Source organism: Halalkalibacter krulwichiae, from assembly GCF_002109385.1.
Lineage (GTDB): Bacteria > Bacillota > Bacilli > Bacillales > Bacillaceae_D > Halalkalibacter > Halalkalibacter krulwichiae.
The window spans coordinates 4,034,507-4,059,438 of sequence record NZ_CP020814.1 but is presented as its reverse complement, the minus strand read 5'-3'; the positions used below and the strand labels follow the sequence as shown (position 1 = coordinate 4,059,438).

The 24,932-nt window shown below is 40.4% G+C and carries 32 protein-coding genes; 24 read left to right on the top strand and 8 right to left on the bottom strand.

The window, feature by feature from the left end; translation table 11 throughout:
* Positions 1 to 39: 39 nt before the first annotated feature.
* The 12 genes from BkAM31D_RS20470 (at position 40) to BkAM31D_RS20415 (ending at position 9,067) form a co-directional block, all read left to right on the top strand.
* Entirely contained in the window at positions 40 to 582 is a 543-nt protein-coding gene (locus tag BkAM31D_RS20470; protein WP_066157273.1) for a sigma-70 family RNA polymerase sigma factor, read from the top strand.
* Complete coding sequence (locus BkAM31D_RS20465; protein WP_066157270.1) at positions 566 to 1,633, top strand: DUF4179 domain-containing protein; 1,068 nt, start codon at positions 566 to 568, stop codon at positions 1,631 to 1,633. The genes BkAM31D_RS20470 and BkAM31D_RS20465 overlap by 17 nt, the downstream gene beginning before the upstream one ends.
* Before the next feature lie 122 nt (positions 1,634 to 1,755).
* On the top strand, positions 1,756 to 3,408 hold the full coding sequence (locus tag BkAM31D_RS20460; protein WP_066157267.1) for a catalase: 1,653 nt from the start codon (positions 1,756 to 1,758) through the stop codon (positions 3,406 to 3,408).
* A gap of 484 nt (positions 3,409 to 3,892) precedes the next feature.
* Complete coding sequence (locus tag BkAM31D_RS20455) at positions 3,893 to 4,321, top strand: DUF4829 domain-containing protein (protein WP_066157264.1); 429 nt, start codon at positions 3,893 to 3,895, stop codon at positions 4,319 to 4,321.
* Between the two features lie 50 nt (positions 4,322 to 4,371).
* Positions 4,372 to 4,878, top strand: a complete 507-nt coding sequence (locus BkAM31D_RS20450) for a DUF4871 domain-containing protein (protein WP_066157259.1) — start codon at positions 4,372 to 4,374, stop codon at positions 4,876 to 4,878.
* Between the two features lie 120 nt (positions 4,879 to 4,998).
* A complete protein-coding gene (fabI, locus tag BkAM31D_RS20445) occupies positions 4,999 to 5,778 on the top strand; it encodes an enoyl-ACP reductase FabI (protein WP_066157253.1) in 780 nt (259 codons plus the stop codon).
* A 144-nt stretch (positions 5,779 to 5,922) separates the two neighbouring features.
* Complete coding sequence (locus BkAM31D_RS20440; RefSeq protein WP_066157250.1) at positions 5,923 to 6,327, top strand: hypothetical protein; 405 nt, start codon at positions 5,923 to 5,925, stop codon at positions 6,325 to 6,327.
* Positions 6,328 to 6,341: 14 nt separating this feature from the next.
* Entirely contained in the window at positions 6,342 to 6,629 is a 288-nt protein-coding gene (locus BkAM31D_RS20435; RefSeq protein ID WP_066157247.1) for a hypothetical protein, read from the top strand.
* A gap of 20 nt (positions 6,630 to 6,649) precedes the next feature.
* Positions 6,650 to 6,964 carry a hypothetical protein gene (locus BkAM31D_RS20430; protein ID WP_066157244.1) on the top strand — a complete coding sequence of 105 codons (315 nt, stop codon included), beginning with the start codon at positions 6,650 to 6,652 and terminating at the stop codon, positions 6,962 to 6,964.
* 32 nt (positions 6,965 to 6,996) lie between these two features.
* Positions 6,997 to 7,566 (top strand): histidine phosphatase family protein, encoded by a 570-nt coding sequence (locus BkAM31D_RS20425; protein WP_066157240.1) that lies wholly within the window; start codon positions 6,997 to 6,999, stop codon positions 7,564 to 7,566.
* Positions 7,567 to 7,903: 337 nt separating this feature from the next.
* Positions 7,904 to 8,470 carry a DUF4256 domain-containing protein gene (locus BkAM31D_RS20420; RefSeq protein WP_066157235.1) on the top strand — a complete coding sequence of 189 codons (567 nt, stop codon included), beginning with the start codon at positions 7,904 to 7,906 and terminating at the stop codon, positions 8,468 to 8,470.
* Positions 8,471 to 8,575: 105 nt separating this feature from the next.
* The gene (locus tag BkAM31D_RS20415; protein ID WP_066157233.1) at positions 8,576 to 9,067 is read left to right on the top strand and encodes a hypothetical protein; all 492 of its coding nucleotides are present in this window, start codon (positions 8,576 to 8,578) and stop codon (positions 9,065 to 9,067) included.
* Between the two features lie 173 nt (positions 9,068 to 9,240).
* Here BkAM31D_RS20415 and BkAM31D_RS24915 read toward each other — a convergent pair whose 3' ends face one another.
* Both BkAM31D_RS24915 and BkAM31D_RS20410 read right to left on the bottom strand, forming a co-directional pair.
* Positions 9,241 to 9,513: a YetF domain-containing protein gene (locus tag BkAM31D_RS24915; protein ID WP_369692344.1), complete on the bottom strand. Its 273-nt coding sequence runs from the start codon at positions 9,511 to 9,513 to the stop codon at positions 9,241 to 9,243.
* Positions 9,413 to 10,201 carry an Ig-like domain-containing protein gene (locus tag BkAM31D_RS20410; RefSeq protein ID WP_066157227.1) on the bottom strand — a complete coding sequence of 263 codons (789 nt, stop codon included), beginning with the start codon at positions 10,199 to 10,201 and terminating at the stop codon, positions 9,413 to 9,415. Before BkAM31D_RS20410 ends, BkAM31D_RS24915 begins: the two co-directional genes overlap by 101 nt.
* A gap of 631 nt (positions 10,202 to 10,832) precedes the next feature.
* On the opposite strand from BkAM31D_RS20410, the gene BkAM31D_RS23770 reads away from it, so the two are divergent.
* Both BkAM31D_RS23770 and BkAM31D_RS20405 read left to right on the top strand, forming a co-directional pair.
* On the top strand, positions 10,833 to 11,030 hold the full coding sequence (locus BkAM31D_RS23770) for a hypothetical protein (protein ID WP_157076869.1): 198 nt from the start codon (positions 10,833 to 10,835) through the stop codon (positions 11,028 to 11,030).
* A gap of 17 nt (positions 11,031 to 11,047) precedes the next feature.
* On the top strand, positions 11,048 to 11,560 hold the full coding sequence (locus tag BkAM31D_RS20405; RefSeq protein WP_066157222.1) for a GrpB family protein: 513 nt from the start codon (positions 11,048 to 11,050) through the stop codon (positions 11,558 to 11,560).
* 123 nt (positions 11,561 to 11,683) lie between these two features.
* On the opposite strand, the gene BkAM31D_RS24755 is transcribed toward BkAM31D_RS20405, so the two are convergent.
* The 3 genes from BkAM31D_RS24755 to sigY are packed head-to-tail and all read right to left on the bottom strand — an operon-like array spanning position 11,684 to position 12,661.
* Positions 11,684 to 11,809: a hypothetical protein gene (locus BkAM31D_RS24755; RefSeq protein WP_306807417.1), complete on the bottom strand. Its 126-nt coding sequence runs from the start codon at positions 11,807 to 11,809 to the stop codon at positions 11,684 to 11,686.
* Positions 11,806 to 12,132, bottom strand: coding sequence for a YxlC family protein (locus BkAM31D_RS20395; protein ID WP_066157217.1), 327 nt, complete (start codon positions 12,130 to 12,132; stop codon positions 11,806 to 11,808). The genes BkAM31D_RS24755 and BkAM31D_RS20395 overlap by 4 nt, the downstream gene beginning before the upstream one ends.
* 4 nt (positions 12,133 to 12,136) lie before the next feature.
* Complete coding sequence (sigY, locus tag BkAM31D_RS20390) at positions 12,137 to 12,661, bottom strand: RNA polymerase sigma factor SigY (protein ID WP_066157214.1); 525 nt, start codon at positions 12,659 to 12,661, stop codon at positions 12,137 to 12,139.
* A gap of 188 nt (positions 12,662 to 12,849) precedes the next feature.
* Here sigY and BkAM31D_RS20385 point away from each other — a divergent pair, with 188 nt between their 5' ends.
* The 7 genes from BkAM31D_RS20385 (at position 12,850) to BkAM31D_RS20355 (ending at position 19,207) form a co-directional block, all read left to right on the top strand.
* Positions 12,850 to 13,872, top strand: a complete 1,023-nt coding sequence (locus tag BkAM31D_RS20385) for a serine hydrolase domain-containing protein (RefSeq protein WP_066157208.1) — start codon at positions 12,850 to 12,852, stop codon at positions 13,870 to 13,872.
* 63 nt (positions 13,873 to 13,935) lie between these two features.
* Positions 13,936 to 14,286 (top strand): DUF2200 domain-containing protein, encoded by a 351-nt coding sequence (locus BkAM31D_RS20380; protein ID WP_066157206.1) that lies wholly within the window; start codon positions 13,936 to 13,938, stop codon positions 14,284 to 14,286.
* 60 nt (positions 14,287 to 14,346) lie between these two features.
* Positions 14,347 to 15,123, top strand: a complete 777-nt coding sequence (locus tag BkAM31D_RS20375; RefSeq protein ID WP_066157202.1) for an SDR family oxidoreductase — start codon at positions 14,347 to 14,349, stop codon at positions 15,121 to 15,123.
* A 278-nt stretch (positions 15,124 to 15,401) separates the two neighbouring features.
* Positions 15,402 to 16,922, top strand: coding sequence for a glycine betaine uptake BCCT transporter (locus BkAM31D_RS20370; protein ID WP_066157200.1), 1,521 nt, complete (start codon positions 15,402 to 15,404; stop codon positions 16,920 to 16,922).
* Between the two features lie 235 nt (positions 16,923 to 17,157).
* The gene (locus BkAM31D_RS20365) at positions 17,158 to 18,063 is read left to right on the top strand and encodes a M23 family metallopeptidase (RefSeq protein ID WP_066157196.1); all 906 of its coding nucleotides are present in this window, start codon (positions 17,158 to 17,160) and stop codon (positions 18,061 to 18,063) included.
* A 275-nt stretch (positions 18,064 to 18,338) separates the two neighbouring features.
* A complete protein-coding gene (locus BkAM31D_RS24595; protein WP_257391609.1) occupies positions 18,339 to 18,599 on the top strand; it encodes a hypothetical protein in 261 nt (86 codons plus the stop codon).
* A gap of 155 nt (positions 18,600 to 18,754) precedes the next feature.
* Positions 18,755 to 19,207 carry an ASCH domain-containing protein gene (locus BkAM31D_RS20355; protein WP_066157190.1) on the top strand — a complete coding sequence of 151 codons (453 nt, stop codon included), beginning with the start codon at positions 18,755 to 18,757 and terminating at the stop codon, positions 19,205 to 19,207.
* A 66-nt stretch (positions 19,208 to 19,273) separates the two neighbouring features.
* Here BkAM31D_RS20355 and gltS read toward each other — a convergent pair whose 3' ends face one another.
* Positions 19,274 to 20,479: a sodium/glutamate symporter gene (gltS, locus tag BkAM31D_RS20350; RefSeq protein WP_066157185.1), complete on the bottom strand. Its 1,206-nt coding sequence runs from the start codon at positions 20,477 to 20,479 to the stop codon at positions 19,274 to 19,276.
* A gap of 15 nt (positions 20,480 to 20,494) precedes the next feature.
* Positions 20,495 to 21,472: a formimidoylglutamase gene (gene hutG / locus BkAM31D_RS20345; RefSeq protein ID WP_066157182.1), complete on the bottom strand. Its 978-nt coding sequence runs from the start codon at positions 21,470 to 21,472 to the stop codon at positions 20,495 to 20,497.
* Between the two features lie 129 nt (positions 21,473 to 21,601).
* On the opposite strand from hutG, the gene BkAM31D_RS20340 reads away from it, so the two are divergent.
* The 3 genes from BkAM31D_RS20340 to BkAM31D_RS20330 all read left to right on the top strand — a co-directional run bounded on the left by BkAM31D_RS20340 (position 21,602) and on the right by BkAM31D_RS20330 (position 23,900).
* On the top strand, positions 21,602 to 22,492 hold the full coding sequence (locus BkAM31D_RS20340) for a LysR family transcriptional regulator (RefSeq protein WP_066157176.1): 891 nt from the start codon (positions 21,602 to 21,604) through the stop codon (positions 22,490 to 22,492).
* A 90-nt stretch (positions 22,493 to 22,582) separates the two neighbouring features.
* On the top strand, positions 22,583 to 22,930 hold the full coding sequence (locus BkAM31D_RS20335) for a DUF4260 domain-containing protein (protein ID WP_066157174.1): 348 nt from the start codon (positions 22,583 to 22,585) through the stop codon (positions 22,928 to 22,930).
* A 61-nt stretch (positions 22,931 to 22,991) separates the two neighbouring features.
* Positions 22,992 to 23,900, top strand: a complete 909-nt coding sequence (locus tag BkAM31D_RS20330) for an AbaSI family restriction endonuclease (protein ID WP_066157171.1) — start codon at positions 22,992 to 22,994, stop codon at positions 23,898 to 23,900.
* An 82-nt stretch (positions 23,901 to 23,982) separates the two neighbouring features.
* Here BkAM31D_RS20330 and BkAM31D_RS20325 read toward each other — a convergent pair whose 3' ends face one another.
* Positions 23,983 to 24,717, bottom strand: a complete 735-nt coding sequence (locus BkAM31D_RS20325) for an IclR family transcriptional regulator (protein WP_066157167.1) — start codon at positions 24,715 to 24,717, stop codon at positions 23,983 to 23,985.
* Positions 24,718 to 24,932: the final 215 nt, after the last annotated feature.

The window sequence follows — 24,932 nt, the reverse complement described above, 5'->3', positions numbered from 1 at the left end:
AAATCACTCTAACTAGTGAGAGGAGGGAGTGATGGCACGATGGAACAGGATCTAAATACGGTAAAAAGAGCGATGAATGGTGATGCTGAGGCGTTTGAGGAATTGCTTTTTCAAGTAGAAAAAAGACTCTACTATAAGGCGCTTTCCTACGTTGGGAAAAAGGAGGAGGCTTTGGATGCTATTCAGGAAACGGCGTGCAAGGCGTTTCTTGCGATTGGGCAATTGCGGAATCCGGAATTTTTTTCAACGTGGCTGTTTCGGATTCTCATACGTGAATGTTACAGGTTGTTACGAGAGCGCGATCAGATGATTCCTTATGAGGAAAGCGAGTTGTTGAAGCGACTAGATTACAAGCAGGACGAGGTGTTTGATTCCTTTCATTTACATGAGGCACTGTCAAAATTAAATCCGTCCTATCAAACATCGGTGATCTTATTTTACTATCATGACTTATCGATTAAGGATATTGCTGAGGTAATGGAGAAGCCGGTTGGGACAGTAAAAACGTATTTACGTAGAGCGAAGAAACTATTGAGAAGTGAATTGGAAAGGAGTTATCAATTAAATGAAAAAGTCACATGATCCCCTCGAGAAGTTTCCACAAGAACAAGTTCGTTCCGCGATTCGTTCGGGCATTAATCAAGCGAAAGAGCAAAGAGATAAGCAAACTCGAGTTGCTAGTAAGCGAAGAAAACGCCTATATGCTTTAGGCAGCGTGGCGGCGGCTTTTGCAATTTTGGTTGGGTCTTCTTACGTTTCTCCGGCTTTGGCTAGTAGTTTGGCGCAAATCCCTATTATCGGTTCTGTTTTCGGAAATTCGGATTTGATCGGTCTGCAACAAGCTCAAAAAAAGGGGCTAACGAATGAAATTGGCGAGACGCAGACGGTCAATGGCATTTCCGTTACGCTTGCTGAATTATTATATGATCAAAATAATATTACGCTCGGTCTTTTCATTGAATCCGACGAGGAGCTTGATCCATTTTACTTTGGTGCAGGGATGGATTTTACGATTAATGGTAGAAATCCAGCTGGGGCAACCGGAAGTTACGGTGAAGAAATTCTTTCGACAACGACTCGTACAGCGATTCAGGAGATCAATGTGACTGACGACATGCCGGAGCAGTTCGAACTCGGATTAATGTTACGTGGGGAAAAGGGAGAAACGTGGTATTTCTCCACTCCTGTTGAAAAAATGACCGATATTCAGACGATTCCTGTTCAACATACACAGACAGTTGATGGAGTAACCCTCACTGTAAAAGAAATGTCTGTAAGTGAAACGGGGCTAAGCATCGCCTATGAAAGTTCGGAAGAGGAAACGGATTTTGATCTGAGCCGTGGAGGGAATATTGAGTTTCTGATTGAGGATCAAGATGGAAATGAGGTTGCAGGACGCTCGGGTGGTGTAACAGGTGAAAGAGTGAAGGATTCGATCGTGTTCAAGAGTAATAAGCAATTTGATCCGATTGATTCTACTGTTACCGAATTGACGATCACTCCTTATGTAGTCATTCCCTCAGCTGGAGGAGGAGTGGAAATAGACGAAAATGGCAACGAAAAAGAGATAGAATATAAGGGCGATTCTATTAAGCCGATTGAGTTTTCCTCTTTTCAAGTACAAATAAAGTAAAAAACATTTGAGTTATCATACAGCTCCTGTTTTTTGTTTGTGAAAAAAAAATCCCAATTAGTGTATGAAATTTCCAAATTGGTGCAACATATAGGTGTAAATATATTTAGGGGGTTTTTTATATGGCGGAAAACGGAAGAACCGGTTCTTCTAATCATGAGGATGATGTAACGCGGGAGGAACTGACAACTCGTCAGGGGCATCCTGTCAGAGATAATCAGAATATCCGAACCGTTGGCAACCGTGGTCCAGCGACTCTTGAAAATTATCATTTCATCGAAAAAATTTCCCACTTCGATCGAGAAGAGGTACCAGAGCGTGTCGTCCATGCACGAGGGTCGGGCGCCTTTGGTTATTTTGAAACGTATGGAAAAGTAGGCGATGAGCCGGTAGAAAAGTATACTCGTGCGAAAGTGTTTTCTGGTGCAGGAAAGAAAACACCGCTAATGGTTCGCTTTTCGACAGTAGCAGGGGCGAAGGATTCTCCTGAAACAGCACGAGATCCACGCGGTTTTGCGGTTAAAATGTATACGGAGGATGGAAATTGGGATTTAGTTGGGAATAACTTGAAAATCTTCTTTATCCGTGATGCGATGAAGTTCCCTGATATGATTCACGCATTTAAGCCAGATCCTGCTTCAAACGTGCCAAATCCTGAGCGGATGTTTGATTTCGTGTCTCGTACACCTGAAGCAACACATATGATTACATTTCTATTCTCGCCATGGGGGATCCCTGCAACCTATCGCCATATGCAAGGTTCCGGGGTTAACACGTATAAGTGGGTAAATGAAAAAGGAGAAGCTGTGTTGGTGAAGTATCACTGGGAGCCGAAGCAAGGGATTCGAAATTTAACCCAAGAAGAGGCAAACGAGATCCAAGCGAAAAATGTAGGTCATGCGACACAAGATCTCTATGAAGCGATTGACAATGGAGATTATCCAGAGTGGGAGCTCTTTGTTCAAATTATGGAGGATGATTATCATCCGGAACTAGATTTTGATCCGCTCGATGATACGAAACTTTGGCCAGAGGACCAGTTCCCTTGGTTGCCAGTAGGACGTATGGTTCTTGATCGTAATCCAGTTGATTTTCATTCAGAGATTGAACAAGCCGCTTTCGGTACTGGGGTTCTTGTTGATGGAATGGACTTCTCAGATGACAAAATGCTGCAAGGACGCACGTTCTCTTACTCTGATACACAGCGCTACCGTGTTGGCGCGAACTATTTGAAGTTGCCAGTCAATGCACCGAAAGCGCCTGTTCGCACAAATCAGCAACGTGGCCAAATGGATGTGCGCGATCCGAAAGAGTCTGGAGACAATCCGCATATTAACTATGAGCCATCTATGCTTGGCGGCTTTAAGGAAGCGAGCAAAGAAAACCACAACCCACATCAACCAACGTACAATGATGCCTTAAAGAGTGAGCCGATCGACCGTCCTAATAACTACGGTCAAGCCGGCCATACGTACCGCAGCTTTGATGATTGGGAGCGCGATGAACTAATCAAAAACCTTTCCGACGCACTTGCTGTCTGTCACGAGCGTATCCAAAATGCGATGATTGAGCACTTTACACAAGCTGATGAAGAATACGGCCGTCGAGTCAAGGAAGCGTTGGAAATGAAAATCAAAGAAATGAAAGAAATGAATGCGGAAAACAACGTACCAGGTCGTGAAGCTGGTCAATCCAAATATGGCCAAGGCTCAATCGCAGCAAACGAAGCAACAAAAGATGCTGTGAACAAAAGCCACGAAACAGGACCTTATTAATCAGAAGCTGAATAGTTATCGGGTTGCCAGGAAGTGAGTCTGGCAGCCTTTTTTGTGTTTGAAGGAGGGAAAGTGGGCTAAAGGACAAAGAGGGGAAGAAAAGAGAGGAAGATGTCCGAGAGAAGCGTGCTAAAGGACAAAGTGGGGAAGAAAAGGGAGCGAGATGTCCGAGAAGCGTGCTAAAGGACAAAGTGGGGAAGAAAAGGGAGCGAGATGTCCGAGAGAAGCGTGCTAAAGGACAAAGTGGAGAAGAAAAGGGAGGAAGATGTCCAAGAGAAGTGTGCTAAAGGACAAATTGGACTAGAAAGAAGTATGAAGTGTCCTGGAATAAGGGTGTAATCTACTAAAATAACATCTCCTATAAGGAAACGGATTCAGTTTTAGGAGTTAGAAGGGGAAATGCTTTTTTAAATAGAAATACTTACTAGCGAGTGTTTATGCTTGAGCACTCCTCACAAATATAAACATTAAAAAGAGGTTTCCTATGAAAAAGATCATTTCTCTCTGCCTTATCATCGTTTTGCTGTCGATTGTGTTTTATAGCCAAGTTGGGAAGACTCATAATGTTCAAGTGAGTATTGAAGAGTCTACTAAATTTTCTGAGGAGGAAATTAATGCAGCGATTGCTGTTGTGAAGAGAAAGTTTATGGGGTTTAGGGGTTGTGAGCTTACCGATCTTTGGTATTCGGAAAGTCATTCTAACCAGTATAGTGAGGACTATTTAAAGTATGGCAATGGTTCATTAAATGAGGATAATGATGGAAATGTAATTGTTTTACTATCAAATTTTGATGTGAACTCTTCTGGTGGTGATGGGAGTTTTGAGCCGAACTCAACGCAATCCGATTGGAAGTGGATATTGGTCAGAGATCGAAAAACAGATAAATGGCGAGTCGATGATTGGGGATATTGAACATTCTACGTTTTTCCTTGGTCTGAAATAAATGTTAGGAGATGGAGTGATTGAAAAAGCTGTTATTTATTTTGATGTTAGGCAGTGTTCTCTTTTCGGTTGCTTGCAGTTCGGAGGAAACTGGTGAAATTGCTATTCTTTTACCAGAAAGTATCCCTTCATTTGTTCAGGAAACTGATCTTCATCAAGTTGATTGGGAGAGGAAAGCAGTTGACTTTGGAGACCGAGGAATGAAAGGGAATGAGAACAAATCTGGTGTCATTGGTGCAGATATGCCCGTATTAAACGGTCAAAAATGGATGTGGCATTTATGGGGTGTGGATGATGTGGAACTAACCGTTGTTGGTTTCCATAAAGAAACGAAAACGGTTCATCAAGTTCTCTATAACGGACCTGGTGGAGAGCCTTATTGGACAAGACAAGCGATTGGAGAAAACAACGGTGCAGATGCCCACATGCCGTCTTCTATTACATTGCCAGAAAGAGGGGAATGGGCCTTTCTTCTCTATACGAATGGTGAGCTATTTGATATTTTAATCTACGACATTCATGAGTAAGGGGAAGCTTTTTCTCAATCTAATTTAGTTTAAAAAGAAAATATGATATACTTTAAATTAGTACCTGGTAATATAACCACATATAAATATATTGATTATACGTTAATGTAGGAGGACGAGATGGAAGATTTGCTTAAATTGAAAGGGAAAAATGTTGTCATTATGGGTGTTGCCAATGAGCGTAGTCTTGCTTGGGGAGTAGCTCAGTCACTTTATCAAGCTGGTGCGAATCTTATTTTTACATATCGACTAGAGCGTTCGTTTGGAAAGTTAACTAAGTTATTAAAGGAAAATGACTATCCTGCTGAATTAGTCGTACAATGTGATGTCAACAATGATGATAGCATTAAAGATGCGTTTCAACAAATTGGTGAAAAGGTAGGCACGATCCACGGAATTGTGCATTCAGTTGCCTTTGCCAATGCAGAAGATTTAAAAGGTGATTTTATTAATACTTCAAGATCTGGTTATGCTTTTGCGCAAGATACGAGCTCGTACTCGTTAATAGCGGTTGCTAGAGAAGCAAAACCATTTATGACTGAAGGTGGTTCGATCGTGACGATGAGTTACCTTGGAGCGGAAAAGGCTGTGCGTGGCTATAATGTGATGGGAGTCGCAAAAGCAGCTCTTGAGTCTTCCGTAAAGTACCTTTCAACAGATTTAGGAAAAGACAACATTCGTGTTAATGCGATTTCTGCTGGAGCAATCAGAACTCTTGCAGCTAAAGGAGTGGGCTCGTTTAATGAGATCCTTCATAAAGTTGAAGAAACGGCTCCTCTTAAACGAAATGTGACAAAAGAAGAAGTCGGCGATATGACGATCGCGATGCTGAGTCATCTATCTAGAGGAGTAACAGGTGAAATCATCTATGTCGATGCAGGATACAATATAATTGGCTAGGCTATGTTTTAATGCGTTCCTTTCATAAGGGGCGCATTTTTTTCGCGTTACGTTAGTGGTGAGAGAATAAGCTAAGGTGGTTCTAACCATTTACCATTTTGTGGTATGTTTATAAAGAGAAACCGAGTGAAAGGTTGAGGACCAATGATTAGGAAAGTACTAGGTTTTCGAAATAGGAACGTGAGTCATTTTACATTGGAAGCTATTAATAAAAAGATGGCAGAAATGAAGTTTGATAGAGAATTTGCGGAAGAAATCATGAATACTTTTAAAGATAGAATAAACGAAGATGGAGAGAAGGCATTTCAAAAGTGGTTCAGTGAACTCCATTATAGATTGCCAGAGGAATTTCAGGATGAATTTCTTGCGATCAAACGATATCGTCAATACGCCAAATGGATAGAAGAGGAAGTGTGTAAGCTTGAAACAGAAACAAAGTTAAGTTGGCAACAACAAACCGAGGATATAAAAGATCTAGATGATCGAGCAAGGAAGGTGCAATTGGTGATACGCAGTAGGTTGAGCGATATCGCCTTAGAGTTACGTTAGAAGGAGTGGTCTTTTTGAGGAACATTTATCGAATAACAATACATGCTATTCATTTGTTATCTCTAGTTATCATTGGGTTTGTCACAGTTGGGATGTTCTCAAATCCATCAGATGGGGCCGGATCTCCTTTCAATCCTGTGAACATCGGCGTTGTAATTTTCTTGCTAATTATTTTGTTTGCAACTTATTACTTCCAGCTTAAAAAGAACAATTGGAAGATCGTATTGATTGGAAGTTTCCTATTTATCGCCGTCTTCTTAGTGGTTATGTTGCTCATTTATCCATATGTGTATTCTTTTTAGCTGTAAAGGTGGATGATTTTATGCAAATTTTTATTAAAGATCTTGGAAGGTCAATTGAAATATTGTTGTTTTTAATAGTAGGTTTTTTTCTAACGACCAATCTAGCTGCAACTATTTATGGCAGTTATGGTATTGTTTTTACGGGGAATGTTTGGGTCAATTGGTTTGGAATTTCGTTCTTTCTCTTTGTCGTTTATGCAATGATTATGGGGGCTCTCTTTAAAGAGGTAAAATATTATAAGGCATTTCTTCAGTCAAAGATTTTTTGGCTTGCATTTGTCGTTTCTATTTATATTATTTTCGTTCCTTTTGTCAAAGGAGAAAATCCATTTTAATTAAATGGGAAGGGAGGTTGAGGAGATTCAATATGGAAATATCATTGATAAGACATGGCCAGTCACTACTTATGGAAAACGCCCAAGTCACTTGTGTCGAGTTTCAGAAATGGGTCGAGAAATATAATGATCACGGGGTATTGGAACCATCGACTTACCCTTTTGAAACGATAGAAAAAGTATCAAATGCAAACATTATAATAACAAGTGATTTAAAAAGAGCTGTTCAATCAGCTACTCTACTCAGACCAAAAGGACAAGCCATCTCCAGTCCAATCTTCCGAGAAACAGAACTACCAGCTCCATCGATGACGAAAGTTAAATTACGACCGAGTATCTGGGCGATTCTGTTAAGACTAGTGTGGTTCTGCGGATATTCCCACCAGTGTGAGTCAATGAGGAACGCAAAAGCAAGAGCAAACAAGGCAGCCGAACAGCTAATCAATTATGCAAAAGAACATCAATCGGTCGCTCTAATCGGACATGGCTTTTTTAACATGTTGATCGCTAAAGAACTACAGAAAAAGGGCTGGAAAGGCAAAAGGAAGACAGGCGCGAAGCATTGGAATTGTACGACTTATACTTTGAGTAATCCTAGCTAGTTGGATTGAGTTGGGGTTACGGGTGGTTTGAGGTCAAAAGGACAAAAGCAGGCGAAATCCCGAGGAAAGTGTCCAAGAGAAAGGCGCTAAAGGACAGGAGGAGGCGAAATCTCGAGGAAAGTGTCCAAGAGGAAGGCGCTAAGGGACAAGAGCAGACGGAATTACGAGGGAAGTGTCCTAGAACCAGGTGTTAAAGGACAATAGAAGGTGGAATCTTAAAAGGAATGTCTTATAGAAAAGTGCTAAACAGACCGAATCCCGAGGGAGATGTCCTTCATACCATTTGTAAATAAAAAGCAGTCGATATAAAATCAATTAAAAAATGGAGGATACAAATATGACCAACAGCAATAAAGAGTTATCATCAGAACAAAGAGAAGAATTGCTCAATACGTTGCATGACCGATTTGAGAAAAATATGGTCCGCCACCAAGGACTTGATTGGGCTGCAGTGCAAGCTAAGCTCGAAGCGAATCCTGAGAAGTTATGGTCGCTCAATGAAATGGAGAAAACGGGCGGTGAACCGGACGTTGTTGGATGGGATCAAACGACGGAAGAGTATCTTTTCTATGATTGTTCTGCGGAAAGTCCAAAAGGACGCAGGAGTGTTTGTTACGATCGTGAAGCGCTCGAATCAAGGAAGAAACATAAGCCTGAAAATAGTGCGATTGATCTAGCAACTGCCATGGGTATAGAATTGTTAACGGAGGAACAATACAGGGAGTTACAAGAACTTGGGAATTTCGACTTGAAAACTTCGAGCTGGGTGCAAACGCCTGCTCCAATTCGAAAACTTGGCGGGGCTATTTTTTGTGATCGTCGCTACGATACTGTTTTTATGTACCATAATGGCGCAGATTCTTACTATGCAGCAAGGGGATTTCGTGGGTCGCTAAAGGTGTAAGATTTGTTAGAAAGGTTACACCTTTAGCCAAAATCTGTGGATTTTTTTATTTGAAATTGGATACTTTAAGAAAAGTATCCAATTCCAAGTTGAGGTGAAATCCTTATGGCATCAAGAAGGCACGTGTATTTTAATTTAATTATGATCATCGTTCCATGGTTATCGGTCCTTTTTTTAGGGAGGCGTACTTTTAAACGATACTCTTTATCGAGTGCGATTATTGGTGTTTATGAAATGATTAGTCATATGGTTGGGCAAAAACGAAAGTGGTGGGTGTTCTATGATAGGCCGAGAAATTTTTTGAGGGATGAACTACCTTTTGATATTGGTCCTTACATGCCGCTTTCTATGTGGATCCTTAAATTATCATATGGGAACTTTAAAAAGTTTGCATTAATGAATGCACTTGCTAATGGGTTTTTTGCGTTTCTTTTCATGCCTTTTCTTAAAAGAATCGGAATCATCCGCTTAAATCGGTTATCTTATTTACAATTTTTTGTTTATATTCATTACAAAGCTTATTTGTTGTATGGGGTGCAGTATTTGATAGAGAAAGTCAACAGAAAAAGGTCGAGCTTGGCGGTTGAGAATCGTTAAGGGCCCTGCCTTTTTGTTTGTGCAATAGGGAAGAGCGATGCTTGATAACCGGGCATCGCTTTCTCATTAGTTTGAAGGTTTGTGCATGTCCTTTTTCAAGAGAATTTTAACTTGAGTTGACAGCTAAATGGAAGGGGAAATTCGAGACGAAATTATTGCGCCCTGGATAAACGCTATTCAATATTGTGATCATCTTTTCTTTTATCAATGTAAATGTTGCCTTGCTCATCAATTTGTGCAAAAAAAACGTCTTTTATATTTGCGATATTGTTTGCTTGGAGGACTTGTCTAATCCAGGTAGTATCTTTTCCTAACAGCTTTAAGCTGGTTGAAAGAATTTGACCATCAATAATAAAAGCTTGTGCGGTATAAAATGTTCCCTTTTGAGTCGACGGTCGCGACTTTTGGATTCGAGCTTTTCCATATGATCTTTTTATTCGTCGCATCAGATGGTGAGACGGTGACCGTTGGTTTGACCGTTTGGTTTTTCGTAATGTTATAGGTTGATTTATTGACGGTTAAGCTTTGGGGAACAAAGGTTTTTTCTTTTAAACGAATTGTTCCGAGTAGCTCAGATACATAGATTTTATGGCCTTTAACGAGCTTTATTTCGAAGGCTTTATCATCTGACCAAATGGTATAGTAATCCTTTAAATTGTACTTGCTATCATGAATTTCGATGTATGCGTAATCATCGTAGGCATACGGGCGATCTAGTTTAAGAGTATACGTTCCTGCTGGAATGTCGGTCCCGACTTCGTAATAGCCGGCTGCGAGTTTCGTTACTTCTATCTTCGGTGCTGGTTTGGCTGTGACATTTCCTGAACCGTAAAATAAGTCGATATTGACTTCATCGCCTGTTTTTAAGTTGACAGTGAATTGATTTGGGTAAAGAAATCGGCTGCTTTGAATGTCTTCATACACGATCCATTCAGACGCTCGAGAAATATAGATAGAAGCTTGCCCTTTTGAGATACTAAATTGAGTTAAACCAGTAGAAAGATCTTTCCCTACGACATATGTACCAGTTTTCAGCGAAGTTGTTGTTGTCGCTTCTGCTGAACCCCCGCCAAATCCGATTGATACAAACAGCAGCATCATCACAAATATTTTTGCCCATATTCCTTTTTTCACGCTTCATTCCTTCTCTCACTTTAATTTAGTTTTCATAGAAACATTGTTTTTTGCTTTGAAATACGATGATGGTTTCCTCTTTTTTGGTACGACGGTGTAAGGGTTTGTAGACCATTTTTACTAGTTAATTCGCTTTTAGAACCTCCTTTTTTATAGTTCTTTCTATCTATCTTAAATGTATTATAGAAATTTCAATAGTCAATATAGGACGGGATGATTTTTTTGAATATTTTACATTTGGTATGGTTGTGAAAGGGTTTAGTGCTGTTGGGGGAAGGAGATGGGGATAGGTAAAAGGATAAGATTACTTATGGGAAGTTAAAGGCTGAAGTAGAAATGTTGATTGAGATGGACTGTTTTTGTTAGAGGGGGCGCTATGAGGGGTTTACCAATTTATGGTACAGTTTAAGTGTGGGTTGTTTTTAGTAAAGGGCGTGTTAATCAGTGGGCATTTTACAAACTATCTTTGTATTAGGAATCATTTATGGGCTTATTTCGTTCATTCTCTCAATAAAAAGGAGTTCAAGGGACAAAAGCCAACAAGCGATTGCCATTTCCATAGTCATAGTCTGCACAATATCATTCTTTATTGTATAAATAAGGCAGGTTTGCTTTAAGACGAAAAAAATATATGAAAATACTTATTATCATTTTCTTAAAGAAGTGGATTTGTATGATTGTTGGTTTATTGATTATTGGCATACTTCTGTTAATGATAGGTTTAACGTCAAATGAATTTACACTTCTTTCTATATTGCTTTCATCATTATTATTCGCATCTGCAGCTGTAATAGCAGCGTTTCGTTATAGAAAGGTAAGTAATAAATAAAGGTGGGGAAACATCAGATGCGTAGGGTTGAGGTATCACAATATAAAGAAGAGTGGGCTTCGTTGTTTAAAGAGGAAGCTGAGAAGTTAACTGGAATTTACGGGGAAGAACTTATCGATATTCATCATATTGGAAGTACATCTGTTGTAGGGTTAGAGGCGAAACCAATTATTGATATCATGCCAGTCGTTAAGGATATTCGAGTAGTCGATAACTACAATCATCTCATGTACGAGTTAGGATATAAACCAAAGGGAGAAAACGGAATAGCGCAACGAAGGTTCTTTGAAAAAGGCGGAAATGACCGCACTCATCATGTTCATATTTACCAAGTTGGTAGCCCTGAAATTGAACGACATCTTGCTTTTCGTGATTATGTTAAATCACATAAAGAAGCAGCGAATGAATATGGGCAATTGAAGAAACAGTTAGCTCAACAGTTCCCTTATGATATTGAGTCTTATATTAGAGGGAAGGAAACTTTTGTATCTAAAATCGAGCACGAGGCATTGAGATGGTATCAAAGTTAACATGATATTCAATTGAACTAACAAAAACGGGGAGTCATCTCCCCGTCTTATCGAGCTTTTGTCTCTTCCTGTGAGGATATATCACTACTAATAAATATAACAAAGTCGGCAATGGGAATTGGATCAATCCCCAAATCCCCAAAACCAAGCAAAACCGTTTTTCTTTTTCGCATCAATAAATAGCAGTGTACTTTGGACAAGTAAGACGATGACAAGAACCGGGAGCAAGTATAATTCTAAAGTTGTCATAAAAGCACCTTCCCTTCCTTTTTCTTTCTTTTCACAAGTACATAAAAGACAATCGGGCCGATAATGATTGCGCAAATCTCAACGATGATAAAAAGGAGAGGAGCTTGAACAAAGCTGATGACGAAGAAACTTAACATACAGACAGCTGTTAGGAAGAAGATTATCAATTCTTTGTAAAATCTTTGTTTCTGTTTCTCCTGATAGACTTCGAGTTGTTGCTTCATCTCGATCGTTGAAACCGACGGATTCTCTGCTAATTCATCTAGTTGTTTCCAATCTTGTTGTAGCTTTTTCATGTGAACTTGCTCTTCATTTTGCTTCACCAACTCACTCCTTTCGCAATCGTGTTAATCCAGTGTGAACTCTTGATTTGACCGTGCCTGAGGGAATTCCCATCATTTGACCAATTTCGTGATACGAGTACCCATAATAATGATGTAGGAGAATCGGGACTCTTATGTTGTCCTCCAATTGGTTAAAGTCTGTAAACACATCGCTCCATTCCATCCCTTTCGCTCGTGCTTGCCAGGAAAGCTGTCGGGAAAGCGTCCGCTTGAGCTGATTGAGCCAAGTCTTTTCTCGTTTTTGCTTACGTAGAAGGTCCATATACAGCCTCGTTGAAATGGAGATCATCCAAGTGGAAAACTTTCCTTCCCCTTTAAAGGATGAGAGGTTCGTGTAGCACTTTAACATCGTATCTTGGGCAAGGTCCGCACTCACTTCGTCATCAAGTGTTAGTTTTAAGAGATATTTATATAAGAAGGAATAATGACGCTGAAAAAGCTGAGTGAATGCACCATGATCTCCAGTTTGTGCTTTTTTTATTAAGCTCCAATCTTGCTCATGTTCCATACGATGCCCCTTTCTATCTGATTCAGCTATAAGACGCTTGAGATTACGAAATCGTTCATTTCTTTTTAAAATTTTTTTCAAGGAAAGAGTTGTGAATAACATCTTATACGATTGATTCTTGAAGGGTTTCTAGTAAAGTAGATAGAAACTAAGAGTAAAACCCATTATAAGGAGAGGGGCTATGATCATTGGCAACAACCATTGAGGCATCATTTGTTGATGAAGTTGTGTCAAGGGCTGGATCAAAGAAAAACATCTATGGCGCTGTGTTATGTGTCGAGAGGGGAGACCAAACGTTTTCGCACATATCTGGAGTTGGAAATGTATCTTTTGATCAACCCTACTTTATCGCAAGTGTCACCAAATTATACGTCACAGCTGTGTTACTGAAATTAAGGTACGAAAGTCGTTTACAGCTAGAAGATAAAATTTCGAAATACCTTTCTGATGATCTTCTACGTGACCTCCATGTATTCAAAGGGAAGGATTATGCGAGAGACATCACAATCAAACATTTACTGTCCAATACGTCAGGAATACCTGATTATTTTTCCTCTGATGTGATAAGGCAATTAACATCAGGAAACGATCAAGGTTGGGGTTTTGAAAAAACGATAGCTAGTGCCAAGGAAAAGAAACCCAAATTCGCACCTGGTAAAAGGGCGCAATATTCAGATACAAATTTTCAACTGTTAGGGAAGATAATTGAGACGATCACAAATAGAGACATTCGTACGATATTCAAGGAGTTTATTTTTGATGAGCTAAAATTAGAGGATACGTACTTGTATGAAGATGTGAATGATCAACGACCAGCTTCTTTTTATTACAAAGACCAGCAATTGTACTTGCCTAACTATATGGCATCGATAGGACCAGAAGGTGGCATTGTCTCAACGGCAAAGGAGTCGATGACCTTTCTAAAAGCCTTTTTCAATGGGCATTTCTTTCCTAAAGAAGATTTCAAGGAGCTGAAAGACTGGAAACTTCTTTTTGGTCCTGGATTATTCTTTTATGGCGTTGGGATTGCGAGTCAACCGCTCTCGCTGAAAGAATTTAAAAATGGATTAATTGGACATTGGGGACAGACAGGTGCGTTTTCATTTTATCATCCGAGAACGGACCTATACTTTACAGGAACAGTCAACCAATTTTACGGGCACAGTGTCGCGGCAAAAATGATGATCGAAATGATTAAAAAGATAAAATGAGCAAACTGTTACCAGGGAAAGCTAGAGGTTACATAGGCCTTGGAAAGAAAGGAAGGATATATCATGACAAAACACAAGATTTATACAATGAGTTTCGCAAAGGTCTATCCACACTACGTGACGAAGGCGGAGAAAAAAGGACGGACGAAAACAGAAGTCGATGAGATTATCCGTTGGTTGACTGGGTATAGCCAGGAAGAGGTAGAAGAGCACCTTGCAGAGCAAACAGACTTTGAGACTTTCTTTGCAAAAGCGCCTCTACTGAATCCTTCACGCGCTTTGATCAAAGGTGTGATCTGCGGTGTCCGAGTGGAAGACATCGAAGAGCCAACGATGCAGGAAATTCGTTATTTGGATAAGCTGATCGATGAGTTAGCAAAAGGGAAAACGATGGAGAAGATTTTGCGGGCTTAAGAATGATAGGCGAATAGATTTCAGTGAGGGTTATTTGCCTGTGCTTCATTTGGAGGAATGATGATGAACCAAATTAAAGATAAAATTGCCATTGTTACAGGGGTAAGCCGGTTAAAAGGAATTGGAGCTGCTATTTGTAAGGAGTTAGCTGAAACGGGCTATCATATCTTTTTCACTTATTGGACGGAATATGATAAACAAATGCCTTGGAACATTCATGTAGAGGAGCCGCTGAAACTAAAAGAGGAACTATTGAGAAAAGGTGTGAAAGTATCATGCATGGAATTGGATTTAACCCAATCTGATGCACCAGAACAACTGATTAATATTGTTTCTGAACAACTAGGTGTTCCAGATATTTTAATTAATAACGCAGCTTACTCAACGAACAACGACTTCTCTAATGTGACTGCCGAAATATTAGATAAGCATTACCTCGTAAATGTGCGAGCTACGACACTACTAAGTAGTTTATTTGCTCAAAGATTTGATAAGAAATCTGGCGGGAGGATCGTTAATATTACTTCAGGGCAGTTTCAAGGACCAATGCCTGGTGAATTAGCATATGCTACAACAAAAGGAGCTGTTGATGCCCTAACTATTACATTGTCGGCTGAACTTGCTCCGTTAGGCATAACAGTCAACGCCATAAACCCAGGTCCAACCGATACCGGTTGGATGACCGACGAAATAAAAACGCAATTACAACCACTGTTTCCTTTCGGTCGAATAGGTGAACCAAAGGATGTAGCCAAAACAATTAAATTCCTAGTGAGTGAAGATGCAGATTGGATAACAGGACAAGTGATTCATGCAGAAGGTGGATTTAAAAGATAACGCTATAAAGAGGCTCTTGTCATAGAGTCTCTTTGTTGTGAGTAGGACAATTGACTATGTACTAGGTCAAAAGTGTAGAAGAAGTGTCGCAGAATAGGAAATGGAAGGATATTCACTTATTTAAGAGCAATTAAAGAAATACTACAAGTTCATTTTTGCCTATCGAAAAGAATCGTGAAAACTCATGAAATATCGCAACGTATGCGTTTTTCCTTTTTATGAGTATTATGGTTTAATGGTTAAATCAACTGTGCATTCAGAATGAAAGGGAGTTATTTATGGATAAAAGTGATAGGTCGGTTTTTAAAATATCTGTTGGTATTGCTAGTCTTTTCGTGTTAATAGGGGTTTTGATCCCTGATCAACTCGGTCAAGCGATGTCTGTCGCGCAAGCGTTTATGCTTGAGTCGTTTGGGTGGTTTTATCAGTTAGTTGCTACTTTTTTCCTTGTGTTTGCGATCTTCTTGATCTTTAGTAAGTATGGGAAAATAAAGCTTGGTAAGCCAGATTCCAAGCCAGAGTTTAATCGACCGACTTGGTTTGCGATGTTATTCTCTGCAGGAATGGGAATTGGTCTACTTTTCTACGGAGTATCTGAGCCAATTGCTCATTTTTCTTCACCTCCAATGGGAGAGGGTAGTACCGAACAGTCAGCCATAGTTGGAATGCGTTATACGTGGCTTCACTGGGGTTTACATGCTTGGGCGATTTATGCGGTTGTTGCGTTAGCTCTTGCTTATCAAAAGTTTCGTAAAGGTGCACCAGGTTTAATGAGTGCAACGCTTTATCCTGTGCTTGGTGAAAAGGTGAAAGGTCCAATCGGCCAAACGGTCGATGTCGTCGCTGTTTTTGCAACTTTGTTCGGAGTAGCAGCCTCTTTAGGGCTTGGTTCTCAACAAATAAACGCGGGCTTAGAATATCTTTTCGGTATTCCTAATAACTTTATGGTACAAATGATCATCATGAGTATCATTACAGTTCTTTTCATCATCTCAGCAAACACAGGTATTTCGCGAGGGATTAAACTATTAAGTAATGTTAATATGTCCCTAGCAACCTTACTCTTTTTTGCGATGCTCATCCTTGGTCCAACTTTATTTCTACTAAATATGTTCACGACAAGCTTAGGCAGCTATGTGCAAAATGTTGCTTTAATGGGCTTGAGACTATCACCGTTTGATGGTGATGAAGCAGCCTTTACCCAAGGTTGGACGGTCTTTTATTGGGCATGGTGGGTATCATGGACACCATTTGTCGGGATGTTCATTGCCCGCGTGTCCAAAGGTAGAACGATCAAAGAGTTTATGATCGCTGTATTACTTGTCCCGACACTTGTTTGTGCTCTTTGGTTCACGGTCTTTGGAGGAACAGGAATTTATTTAGAATTAATTCAAGGGCTAAACGTATCAGGGCAAGGGCTTGAAACTGCGTTGTTTTACGTTTATCAACAGCTGCCATTTGGGATTATTCTATCGATTTTGACGGTAGCATTGATTACTACCTTTTTCATTACGTCAGCTGATTCTGCAACATTTGTGTTAGGCATGCAGACGACTGGTGGAGATTTAAACCCACCGAATCGAGTAAAAATAACGTGGGCCATTATTTTAGTGGCATCGACGATCGTCTTAATGGCTTCAGGAGGGCTTGCTGGATTGCAAACGGCGATTATCGTTAGTGCGCTGCCCCTTACTTTTATCGTCCTAGTCATGTGCTACGGATTGATTAAAGGGCTGAATCAGGATTTAAAAGAAGAGCGTCATGGAACAGCTAAGGGGAAAGGGAAGAAGGTGGCGTAGGTGTGGCGTGCCTGGCACCACCCGAATTTCCTCGAATCTTGTCGAAGAGAAAGGAACCTTGCATCTCTGATTAGAGAGCGGGTTCCTTTTTAGTGAGCTTAGCTATTAATCTTAATCTGAGTTTTGATAGAGCACCTTTTAGGAGAGAATAGGTGTGAAAGCCAAATTTATTCTTTACGAAACTTCACGCGCATAGATATCGTATAAGAGAGGATCAATATTTGGAGGGTGAGCAATGACACTTGCTATTATTCAATTAATCGTTTTTCAATTTGTTTTACCGGCGACGTTACTTTCGCTTTTGCTCTGGAAGGGGACGCATCATTGTAAGCTGCATTGGCTTGTTCATGTGGTGGCGCTTTCGATGTATATGACATGGATTTTCTTAACGGGGCGCTGGGATTGGCTTGGCTATTATTTCCGTTATTTATGGGTCGTGCTGCCGTTGGTTGTTTTTTACCTTTCGTGGAGGAAGGTTAGGCACTTGCCTTTTAGATCAGGGTTTACGCGTAGTCAGAAATGGTCGTTCGCGTTGGATGGCTTTTTGCTTACGGTTTTTGGTTTGTATTCACTGTTTGCTCTTAGTAGTTTAACGACAGAGGATGAGGCGATTGAGCTTGTGTTTCCGTTAGAGGATGGCCACTATTATGTCGGTCAAGGTGGCAATCATCCAATGATGAACTACCATAATGCTTATTTGCCGCAACAGTATGCTCTAGATGTAACTCAGCTGAATGCCTTTGGTTTTCGCACGAAAGGAATCTATCCAAGTGAGTTAGAGAAATATGAAATCTATGGGGCTGAGCTCTATAGTCCGTGCACAGGGGAAGTACTTGAAGCGAGAAATGACCTTCCTGATTACACACCACCAGAGTCAGACCCGACTCATCCAGAAGGCAACTATGTTGCCCTTAGTTGCGTAGGATCAGAGGCGATCGTCTTCATCGCTCATATGCAGGAGGGCACGGTTCAAGTAGAGGAAGGGATGTCTGTTGAAGTAGGTGACTTCCTTGGATTGATCGGGAACTCAGGCAATACAACAGAGCCTCATTTGCACATCCATGCTGAGAAGGATGGAGTTGGAGTACCGATGCGCTTTGCTGGGAAGTTTTTGGTGAGAAATAGCGTGGTGAGAAGGTAGGGCTGCAACGATGAGTTGCATTTAGCTCTAGAAACAGGGAAACTTAGCTTTACGGTATTGAGTAAGGCGCTTCAAAAATAGGAGGTAAATAAAGTGGCAGAAAAGTTGATTGTAACAGATGAGATCTTGATCGAGGCAACTCCATCAACGGTTTGGGAGGTTCTTATTACCCCGAATATGTAGCGAAGTGGGATGCTCTTCCAGAAGGTTATCCGAGTGAAAAGATGACGAAGGGTAGCAAAGTGGTTTGGGAAAATCCTAACGGAGGAGAGACTGTGACAACCATTATAAAAGCAGAAGAAGAGAAAGAATTAAAAATTGCCTTGTCCTTGTCGAAGTGGGAAGTACAACCGCAGGAGGGGGACGTGGCCTATCTGTATCAATTAGAAGATCTACATGGTTGTACATTATTAAAAATAAAAATTGGCGACTTTTCACTTATAAAAGATGGCCAACCTTACTATGATGCTTCAGTAGAATTTGCGGCGGAATCGAAAAAGGTCATTAAGCAATTGGCGGAACAACATAAGGGATAAAGAACTAGAGCACATCAAAAGAGTGCTCGATAAGTATAATGAAGGATAAAAAGTGCGGATGCAATCCTTGAATAAGCAGGGATTGCTTTTTTTTCTATTCATGTAAAGAGTAGGATAAAAGAGGAAGAAAAACGTAAGGTTAAAGGATGATAAGGATGAATAATAGAATGAAAAAATTTTGGGATGAGTTTTGTACAGCAGTTCATAAGGAAGGAATAGAATACAAAGATGCTTTTCAATTTGGAGCTTCTGCTGATTTGTTAGCTCGTTTAGTTGTTGAAGGAAAGAAAACAGCGACTACTTCTGGTTTCATATTTTATGAATTGGAAGAAGCAGCTTTACCTAAAACGGGGGAATATTATATTGTTTTAGATAGTCAGGGTGAGCCTGCTGCAGTCATTCAAATTCAATCGGTAGAAGTTGTTCCGATGAATGAGGTAACAGAGGAATTTGCTCTAGCAGAAGGCGAAGGAGATTACCAGTTTTGGTGGGAGGCACACGAAACGTTTTTTACTGCTATGTTAAAAGAATACGGCATCGAATTTTCACCAAAGATGTTAGTTGTATGTGAACGGTTTAAGAACGTTTATTCAAAAGAAAGTAGGTAAGTAACTTTTGAATAACAAATCATAGCAAAAGGAGCTTGATAGCCAAGCTCCTTTTTGTATGTTCGTTTACTGCAATAAATTAATGCTCGTAATAATAATTGGCATCGCAAATACATCAATAAGAAAGGCACCTACGATTGGGACGATTAAAAAGGCTTTTCGAGAAGGGCCGTATTTTTCTGTGATCGCTGACATGTTGGCCATTGCATTAGGCGTTGCGCCGAGTCCGTGACCTGCAAAGCCTCCGACCATAACGGCAGCGTCATAGTCTTTACCGAATAATCTAAATAAGACGAAGATGCCTAGAAGGACAACGAAGACTACTTGAACGAATACGATGACGAACATCGGAAGCGCAAGCGCTGTAACTTCCCATAGTTTGATGCTCATTAAAGCCATTGACAGGAATAGTCCGAGTGTCACGTCGCCGATAAAGGAGATGCTCTTCATATCGACGGTGTTTTTGTTGAAGTGGTCGATGACGTTTCGGGTAATAACCGCTACAAACATCGCTCCAACGTAATTCGGAAGGACGAATCCTGTTGCCGTTGAGAATAATTCGCCTAAATAAGATCCTATAGCCATACAAAATGTGATAATTAAAATTTGGACCATAAATGTTTGCGAGTTAAGCTTCATTGATGAAGAGTCCTGTACATGTTCACTTGTTGCGGCAATCTCATTTTCTTGTTTCGGTTCAGTAGCTTTCAATTTGTGTTTCGTAATTAAGTACTTCACCGTTGGACCACCGACTAATCCACCGGCTATTAATCCAAATGTCGCTGCAGCAAGACCAATCGACAAGGCTGATTCAATGCCGAGTTCTTCAATTGTTCCACCGAAAGCTGTAGCAGCTCCGTGGCCACCTTCCATCGATACCGCTCCAAACATAACCCCTAACAATGGATCTAACCCGAATACACTAGCAAGTGAGATCCCAATTACACTTTGGAATAAAGCTAAAAATCCACAAGCGATCCAGTAAATGAGTAGCAGCTTACCTCCAAGCTTCACGAGCTTAAAGCTGGCACCAAGACCAACTGTTGTAAAGAACGTAAGCATGAATAACCCTTGAAGGGACGTGTCCATCGTAATCGTGATTCCTGTCTGTCTAACTAAAACGATAATAAGAGCAAAAAGCAATCCTCCAACGACAGGAGCCGGGATGCAGAAGCGGCTAAGGAATTGAACTCTTTTTACGAGAACGCTTCCAATTAAAAGAAGTATAACGGCTAAAAATAAAGTAGTAATCTGATTCAATTCAATGCTCATGGAACATACCTCCTGTTAGTATTGTTTTTCCCGCTGTTCTACGTGCATCATTGTATCAGCTATGAACTGGGCCGCAAGTTTAGCGGTCTTGTTGTGTTCATCTAGAGATGGATTGACTTCACATAGATCGAAGGATTTCGTTTTTTCGTGTGACTGAATATGACGGAGTAGTTGACGGACGGTTTTGGGTTCTAAGCCAAAAGGCGTTGGTGCACTTACTCCAGGTGCAAACGCTGAATTGATCGAATCGGTACATAAAGTCAGAAGGATTTGATCATAGCGGTCGATAAAGGCATCAAGCTTCTTGAAAGTAGTGGTGATCTCATTATCATTTACTTCTTCATCATAGACATACTGAACGTGGTGCTCGTCAGCTAAATCAAATAACAAAGCGGTATTGCCGAGCTTTTGGATGCCCACACAGAAGTAGCCGCATTTGTCATCATGGTCAAGAATTTGCTTAAACATGGTTCCAGAGGATGTTTCGACATCGTATGAACGCATATCAAAATGTGCATCAATATTAATGATTCCAAGCTTGGCTGATGGCCCAAGTGTTTTACGAACACCGAGATAGTGACCGTACAATGTTTCATGGCCTCCGCCAAGAATCATCGGTTGTACGTTGTTTCTCAATAGAGTATGAACCGCATCTCCTAACTCGGCTTGCGCTTGTTCCATCTCTTTCTTTTCACAAACGACATCGCCAACATCAAAGACATCTGTCTGTTCATCGAAATGCCAAGGCAGGGATGATAGTGCCTTTCGAATTGCAATCGGTCCTTGTTTCGCGCCGGTACGCCCTTTGTTTCTTCTTACACCCTCATCACATTGAAAGCCAAGGAATGCGAATGCTTTGCGGTCAGTCTTTCCTTTTTCTATCAGTTGATCAAGGTTGGCTAGCTTAATCATTTGATGAAAGCGAAAACTCCTACGATCTGTTGGATCATCGATTCTTCCGTGCCAATAGTCTTGAGTCGGTTTTACATACATTGGTTCGCCCTCCTCTTAAAATTCTGATTATTTGTGATTATTGAAAAGTATAATGGAGTCGATATATAATTACCAATATCAAAAAAATATAAAATAATAGTTTAAAACTATAAATGAAGGAGGGGAAAAATGGATCTCCGGCAGCTTCGTTATTTTATTACCGTTGTAAACTTAAAGCATTTCTCAAAAGCGGCAGAGGCCCTTCATATCTCGCAGCCTTCTTTAAGCAACGCCATTAAAAAGCTGGAAAAAGAAGTCGGGTTTCAACTGCTAGAAAGAAACACAAGAAGCTTTTCGATCACAGAATCGGGACAAGCCTTCTACACGAAGGCGCAAGAATTAATGAAGAAATACGACAACATGGCAAAGGAATTACATGAAATTAAGCAAGTAGGAAGAGGAACGATATCGATTGGATTTATTGAATCATCAAAGTTTTGGTTGCTAGGAAGGATTAAAACATTCAAAGAGAAATACCCTGACATTTGCTTAGATTTAAAGGAAACACTCGGCCATGAAAATGTCATCCAAGCGATCGAAAACTATGATGTCCACCTGACCATTACGAATCAACCGATTGAATCGGATGAGATCAGCGTATCGGAATTATATGTCGAAGAATTCGTGTTAGTCGTTCATAAAGATCACAGACTTGCCAAACAACCCAAGGTCTCATTAAGCGACATGATCAACGAAGAATTCATCATTAGCACAAAAGGCTTTCAAACAAGAGAAAACATACTTGAAGCATTTGCGAAAGAAGAGCTGAAACCATCGATCATGTTTGAGTACGAACGCTTCGAAACGGCATGTAGCTTAATCGAACAAGACCTTGGCATCTCGATCCTGCCAGAAAGCTATACTCGCTACAACGCGAACCCAAACCTAATCACACGCAGAATACGTTCTAAACACCTTCAAAGACCGGTGTACGTAGCTTTTTCAAACGTTCGAATGCTGCCACCAGCTGTGGTTGAGCTGATTGAGGAGATTCGGACGGTAAGTGAGATAGGTGAATAGAAAACGTGCTGAAATAACATCTCGTTGGATGAGGAATTTTGACGTAAATGCCGAATATGTATTTATAAAAAATGAAAGGCAGTGGACGTGATGAATAAAATTTTATTGCATGTAGAGGGAGCAGCTGTCCTCATCCTAAGTCTTTATTTGTACTCATCCTTTCAATTTAGCTGGCTATTATTCTTTGTGCTGTTATTGGCACCAGATATCTCAATGATCGGCTATTTGATCAATCAGAAAGTAGGCGCTATTTTATATAACATAGTTCATACGTATAGCTTAGCGATTTTCATTATTATGAGTGGAGTGTTGATATCTAGCTCAATGTTAGTAGCATTTGGCCTTATTTTATCTGCTCATATAGGCATGGACAGAATGCTCGGATATGGTTTGAAGTATCCATCTAGTTTTAAAGATACGCATTTGGGGCGTGTATAATGGTGAAGGGTTTGAGAATACAAGTGATAGGATATTTCGGACATAACAGAGGAGACTATCAATGAATAAATGTGATTATCTAGTAAAAACATTCTCAAGAACGAAAAGAAAAGATTACGAGAATTATATTTTAACGGCCATTTGGCATAAGATAGACAATGTGAATATAAAGCCGGTGAGTCAGCAATACGTGAAACGAAAAAATGGTAGCCATGCGTTAATGGATTTATATTTTCCACAGTTACATATTGGAATAGAGGTCGATGAAGCCTATCATTTGGGAAATCAAGAAGCAGACAACCTTCGAATGGATGACATTATTTCAGCTGTTAATGAAGAGTCGATTGACGACTTTGTCTGTCTTCGTATTGATGCAACTAGAACGATTGACGAAATCCATCACCGCATTAACGAAGTCGTGTCGATTATACAAGAGAAGGAAGTAAAAACGCCTTTAAGGTGGCTCACATATGAGGAAGAGCTCGATGAAATAAAACAACAAGACTATTTATCGATTCATGATGAAGTGTCTTTTAAGGACATTAAAGACATTGTCAATACGGTATTTGGCAAGAATGCAAAGAGCTATCAACGCAGTTGGTTTCGGGTGCTGGATCATACGTGGTTGTGGTGCCCAAAGTTGTCTATCATTGTCGATGGAAATACGAAATCTGTAGCTAACGGTTGGCTTAATTATTTGGCAGAGGATTGGTCCTATATTGACGAATCCCATCAGGATGAAACAATCGTAGAACAGAGAAAAGCAAACCACCTTGAAGAAATGAACTTGAATCGAAAAAGAGCGGTATTTGCGAAATACAAGGACAATCTCGGATTTAATCGCTATCGATTTGTTGGGGTTTTTCAAAGTGCGGGTCTTTCCCCTGAAGATGAAAATTGTGTGAGGTATTATCGTGTGGAGGATCGTGTGAGGATTGTGAAGGATGTGCAGAAGATTGCAAAGGGATGAGTGCTCTTCTGACACTCCTGGCTAAAAAGAAAAAGCCAGCTGTTCCAGTGCGCTCATAAACACTAAAACAGCTGGCTTTTGTTTACCCTTTATACCCCAACAACAACGAAATCTTCCGCCCACTTTCAATAATTGCAGAAAGGAGCTCATCAAGCCGCCTATCGGTTAAATGATAATTCACAAAACCGATGCTTACTGCGCCATGAATTTCGCCAAAATGATTAAAGATGGGAGCCGCGACAGAGGAGGTTCCTTCTGTTCGTTCACCGTGACTGACGGCGTAGCCTTGTTGTTTGATTTCTGTTAATTGCTCTCTAAAAGCGGCTTGTTCTTCTTCGGGCACGAGTTCGTGAATGATCTCTGTCGCTTTTTCCTCTGGAAAATGAGCGACCATCACTTTGTTGGATGCTCCGATATGTAGGGGGATTCGTAAGCCGATTTGGTCGTAAACGCGAATGTTATTGGATAAGCTGTCGATCCGTTCAATGATGAGAGAGTCGGTTTGCATCGGTTTGCTTAAATAGACATTCTCTTCGACCTTTTGCATGAGGGCTTCAAGCTCTGGTCTGATTTTGCTTACGTAGTCGATTGTATCGTACATTTGCAATCCGAGTTCAAGCCATAAATAGCCGAGGTGGTATTTCTTTGTTTCTTCTTCTTGTTGAATTAGTCCGTGCTCCAATAGAGAGGAGAGTAAGCGGTGCATCGTGCTAAGTGGGAGCTCGCACTGCTTGGCTAATTCAGAAATGGAAAGAGACTTATCAGGATGGACCCGAAGGACATTTATCACACTCATTGCTCTATCGATACCTTGCATGGAGTTAGATCACCTATCTTTCACAACCTCCATAAGGGGAGATTATTTGCTAGTAAATATTCTGAATATTATTGACATTATAACATGAATTTCTTTATGATGGAATTAAGTTCCGAATATCGAAAATTAATTCCGTTCAACGGAAAGATTGGAGGTGTTTTTAAATTCGTCTAAAGTACTTGAGTTTGTTCAGCCAATTTGAACGGCAGAAAAGT

Bases quoted from the DNA above. Each gene is read 5' to 3' on its own strand.
- BkAM31D_RS20470 (WP_066157273.1), top strand. From the start codon at position 40: ATGGAACAGGATCTAAATACGGTAAAAAGAGCGATGAATGGTGATGCT.
- BkAM31D_RS20420 (WP_066157235.1), top strand. From the start codon at position 7,904: ATGACCAACAGCAATAAAGAGTTATCATCAGAACAAAGAGAAGAATTG.
- BkAM31D_RS24915 (WP_369692344.1), bottom strand. From the start codon at position 9,513: ATGCGACGAATAAAAAGATCATATGGAAAAGCTCGAATCCAAAAGTCG.
- hutG (WP_066157182.1), bottom strand. From the start codon at position 21,472: ATGTATGTAAAACCGACTCAAGACTATTGGCACGGAAGAATCGATGAT.
- BkAM31D_RS20365 (WP_066157196.1), top strand. From the start codon at position 17,158: ATGACACTTGCTATTATTCAATTAATCGTTTTTCAATTTGTTTTACCG.
- BkAM31D_RS20465 (WP_066157270.1), top strand. From the start codon at position 566: ATGAAAAAGTCACATGATCCCCTCGAGAAGTTTCCACAAGAACAAGTT.
- BkAM31D_RS20370 (WP_066157200.1), top strand. From the start codon at position 15,402: ATGGATAAAAGTGATAGGTCGGTTTTTAAAATATCTGTTGGTATTGCT.
- BkAM31D_RS20455 (WP_066157264.1), top strand. From the start codon at position 3,893: ATGAAAAAGATCATTTCTCTCTGCCTTATCATCGTTTTGCTGTCGATT.
- BkAM31D_RS20460 (WP_066157267.1), top strand. From the start codon at position 1,756: ATGGCGGAAAACGGAAGAACCGGTTCTTCTAATCATGAGGATGATGTA.
- BkAM31D_RS23770 (WP_157076869.1), top strand. From the start codon at position 10,833: ATGAAAATACTTATTATCATTTTCTTAAAGAAGTGGATTTGTATGATT.
- gltS (WP_066157185.1), bottom strand. From the start codon at position 20,479: ATGAGCATTGAATTGAATCAGATTACTACTTTATTTTTAGCCGTTATA.
- BkAM31D_RS20375 (WP_066157202.1), top strand. From the start codon at position 14,347: ATGATGAACCAAATTAAAGATAAAATTGCCATTGTTACAGGGGTAAGC.
- BkAM31D_RS20355 (WP_066157190.1), top strand. From the start codon at position 18,755: ATGAATAATAGAATGAAAAAATTTTGGGATGAGTTTTGTACAGCAGTT.
- BkAM31D_RS20330 (WP_066157171.1), top strand. From the start codon at position 22,992: ATGAATAAATGTGATTATCTAGTAAAAACATTCTCAAGAACGAAAAGA.
- BkAM31D_RS20425 (WP_066157240.1), top strand. From the start codon at position 6,997: ATGGAAATATCATTGATAAGACATGGCCAGTCACTACTTATGGAAAAC.
- BkAM31D_RS20380 (WP_066157206.1), top strand. From the start codon at position 13,936: ATGACAAAACACAAGATTTATACAATGAGTTTCGCAAAGGTCTATCCA.
- BkAM31D_RS24755 (WP_306807417.1), bottom strand. From the start codon at position 11,809: ATGACAACTTTAGAATTATACTTGCTCCCGGTTCTTGTCATCGTCTTA.
- BkAM31D_RS20415 (WP_066157233.1), top strand. From the start codon at position 8,576: ATGGCATCAAGAAGGCACGTGTATTTTAATTTAATTATGATCATCGTT.
- BkAM31D_RS20440 (WP_066157250.1), top strand. From the start codon at position 5,923: ATGATTAGGAAAGTACTAGGTTTTCGAAATAGGAACGTGAGTCATTTT.
- BkAM31D_RS20325 (WP_066157167.1), bottom strand. From the start codon at position 24,717: ATGCAAGGTATCGATAGAGCAATGAGTGTGATAAATGTCCTTCGGGTC.
- BkAM31D_RS20340 (WP_066157176.1), top strand. From the start codon at position 21,602: ATGGATCTCCGGCAGCTTCGTTATTTTATTACCGTTGTAAACTTAAAG.
- fabI (WP_066157253.1), top strand. From the start codon at position 4,999: ATGGAAGATTTGCTTAAATTGAAAGGGAAAAATGTTGTCATTATGGGT.
- BkAM31D_RS20430 (WP_066157244.1), top strand. From the start codon at position 6,650: ATGCAAATTTTTATTAAAGATCTTGGAAGGTCAATTGAAATATTGTTG.
- sigY (WP_066157214.1), bottom strand. From the start codon at position 12,661: ATGGAACATGAGCAAGATTGGAGCTTAATAAAAAAAGCACAAACTGGA.
- BkAM31D_RS20405 (WP_066157222.1), top strand. From the start codon at position 11,048: ATGCGTAGGGTTGAGGTATCACAATATAAAGAAGAGTGGGCTTCGTTG.
- BkAM31D_RS20335 (WP_066157174.1), top strand. From the start codon at position 22,583: ATGAATAAAATTTTATTGCATGTAGAGGGAGCAGCTGTCCTCATCCTA.